Source organism: Mycobacterium sp. 1165178.9, from assembly GCF_001673555.1.
In the GTDB taxonomy this organism is placed as follows: domain Bacteria; phylum Actinomycetota; class Actinomycetes; order Mycobacteriales; family Mycobacteriaceae; genus Mycobacterium.
The window spans coordinates 1-3,071 of record NZ_LZMB01000270.1; the positions used below are offsets into that span (position 1 = coordinate 1).

Sequence of the window (3,071 nt, forward strand, 5' to 3'; positions counted from 1 at the left end):
CGATCTCGTCGCCGAAGAACTCGATGCGCACCGCCAGCTCTTCGTACGAAGGGATGATCTCCACCGTGTCGCCGCGCACCCGGAACGAGCCGCGGGTGAACGACAGGTCGTTGCGCGTGTACTGGACGTCGACCAGCAGCCGCAGGAGAGCGTCCCGGGGCACCTCGGTGCCGATCCGCAGCTCGACCGAGCGGTCCAGGTACGACTGCGGTGTGCCCAGGCCGTAGATGCACGACACCGACGCCACCACAACCACGTCGCGGCGCGACAGCAGCGAGGACGTCGCGGAGTGCCTTAGCCGCTCGACGTCGTCGTTGATCGAGCTGTCCTTCTCGATGTAGGTGTCCGTCTGCGCGATGTACGCCTCGGGCTGGTAGTAGTCGTAGTACGAGACGAAGTATTCAACCGCGTTGTGCGGCAACATTTCCCGCAGCTCATTGGCGAGCTGGGCGGCCAGCGTCTTGTTGGGCGCCATCACCAGGGTGGGGCGCTGCAGCCGCTCGATGAGCCAGGCGGTGGTGGCCGACTTCCCGGTACCGGTCGCGCCGAGCAGCACGACGTCGCGCTCCCCCGCCTTGATCCGGCGTTCCAGCTCCTCGATGGCGGCCGGCTGATCCCCGGCGGGATCGTGCGGGCTGACGACCTCGAAGTGGCCGCCGACGCGCACGACGTCGTCGACAGCGCGATACTCCGAATGCGCTACTACGGGATGCTCCGTGGCGAATGCCATGGCACCAGGGTAGAACCGATCACCGACAAGTGTCGTCGAGCTGGTCTGGCCGCCTCAGCCCGCGGGATGCCGCACCGATCGCCGCCGCCGCGCCGATCGCCGCCGAACGTGTACTGAGCGCGAAGAATCAGCAGAAAATTCGCAACGAGTGCACGTTCGCCGGGATTTCATCGGCTACCCTGCCGGGCGCGTCCACGTCCGGGTGACCGGATCGCATTGCAGCAGGTAGCCGTCACTGGACGTGCTCATCGCGAACACCGGCGTGCCCGGCCGGTCGCACGAGCTGCCGGCGGCGTGCGCGCCCATCGTGATCGGCGCCTTGGCCCAGCTGCTGCCCTCGCAGACGATCTGCTCGGTGTTGGTCGGGTCGTAGGCGACCTTGCCGACGTCGCTGCACAGCCCGCCGAGCACCGGCGGCGCCGGGGCGGACGCGCTGGTCGAGGTGTTGATCACCTGGGTGGGATCGCTCAGCGCCACGGTGGTGGGCGCATCGCCAGTCCGGGTCGCCACGACAGGCACCCGCACCACCGCCCCCTGAGCTCCGCACTCGTTGCTCAGCACGGTCTCGGTCAGCGTGCCGCGCAGCGTTCCGTTGGCCTGCGGCGCCAGCGACCAGGCGATGGTTTCCTGCTGGGTGGCCCTGACCTGTCCATTGGGCTGAGTGCAGCCCACCCGCTGCTGCGCCGGAGTGCCCTGCCAGTAGCCGCCCACGAAGTGCAGGGTGTCGGTCTGTCCGCCATCAGTGGTCTTGGCCACTAGATGGGTGGCGTCGTCCAGCTGGGTACCGGTGGCCGCACATCCGTTGGTGGTGCATGCCGACCGGAAGGCCCACCAGCTGGTGGCGGCCCCGGCGTGCCGGACCGAGATGCCATTGGTGGTGCGCTTGGTCTGGTCGTAGTCCAACCGGTAAGTCCCGTTAAGCACGGGCCCGCCCGGGGTCGGTGCGGCACTCGCGGCCGGGACCGACGGTTTCGACGCGAGCGCGGGGCTCGTCGGCGGCGCGTCGGGCTGGACGGAGTAGAGGATCGACCAGGTCGCCGCGACGGCGATGAGCACCGCACACACCAGCGCGGTCGCCCACCGGGCCTTCGACGAAAATCGCCGGCCCAGGCCGACGACGGCGCCGCCGGGCCCGCGCCCGCGATGTGGCGTCGGTGCGGCGGCGCGGGACTGGACCCCGCCGACGTCGGAGACATCGCCTATCGACTCACGGACGGCGGTGGCCAACGCGCGGCACCGTTCGAACCGCTCCTCGGGTTGTTTGGCGAGGGCCCGGAAGAACACCTCGTCGAGCTGAGCCAGCTCGGGTCGGAAATCGCTGAGCCGCGGCGGATCCTCGTGCAGGTGCTGACTGATCACCGCGATCGGGTTCGAATGCTGAAATGGAGGTGCCCCGGTGAGGAGATGGAAAGCCGTTGCGGCCAAGGCATATTGGTCCGCCCGGCCGTCGATGGGCGAACCCGTCAGCTGCTCGGGCGCGGCGTACGCCACCGTGCCGACCGCGACGTTGGTTTCGGTGATCCCGCTGATGTCGCCGAGGTGACGCGCCACACCGAAGTCCGCCAACAGGATTCGGCGCTCTCCCTCTTCGGGATGCGTGAGCAGGATGTTGGCGGGCTTGACGTCGCGATGCAGCAACCCACGATCGTGGGCGTAGTCCAGCGCGCCCGCGACGGCGTGCACGATGGCGCACACCTCGCGGATCGGCATTCCCTCGGCATAGTTCTCCTTGACCAGCCGCGAGGCATCGGTGCCCTCGACGTAGTCCATCGAAATCCACAGGTGCCCGTTGAATTCGCCACGGTCGTGCACACCGACGATGTGCGGGTGCCACAGCGTCGCCGCGAGATCGGCCTCCCGATTGAACCTTTCGCGGAACTCGGGGTCGGCGGTCACCGCCTCGGCGAGGACCTTGATCACGTCCCGGCGGGGCAGCCTGGGATGCAGCGCGAGATAAACCTCGGCCATGCCCCCGGCGCCGAGCTGCCGCAGGATCGTGTAGCCGGCGAACGACGCGCCGTTACTCACCGCCAGGCGAGGCTCAGAAATTTCGTTATTCTGCTGCGCCACCACGGGTTCCGCGTTCGGCGCCGAATCGACGGGGGGTATCCGGCGGAACAGCTGACCGATGGGCATGGCGGGCAACGAGTGAAAACCCGCGCGCAGTGCCTCGCGGGCTTGTCGCGGATTGCTCAGCAGGGCTCGCCCGGCGCCGATGCGCCGAGTGGTTCCCTTGTGCTCGTTCGTCAATGTCTCGCCCCCTCGTGTCCGGGCACCGCCCAGGTGTTGCCGCAACGTGATGCGGATCGCACACCGCGGGCATGCGCCTCGCGATCGGGAG

Annotated in this window: 2 protein-coding genes; both read right to left on the minus strand. The window is 68.5% G+C overall.

Annotation, left to right across the window (positions count from 1 at the left end; translation table 11 throughout):
* Positions 1–730 (minus strand): DEAD/DEAH box helicase family protein (locus tag A5652_RS11845; RefSeq protein ID WP_197513929.1); only part of this gene is annotated, 730 nt, incomplete at its 3' end.
* Positions 731–904: 174 nt separating this feature from the next.
* Positions 905–2,926, minus strand: coding sequence for a serine/threonine-protein kinase (locus A5652_RS11850; protein WP_369805782.1), 2,022 nt, complete (start codon positions 2,924–2,926; stop codon positions 905–907).
* Positions 2,927–3,071 lie beyond the last annotated feature (145 nt).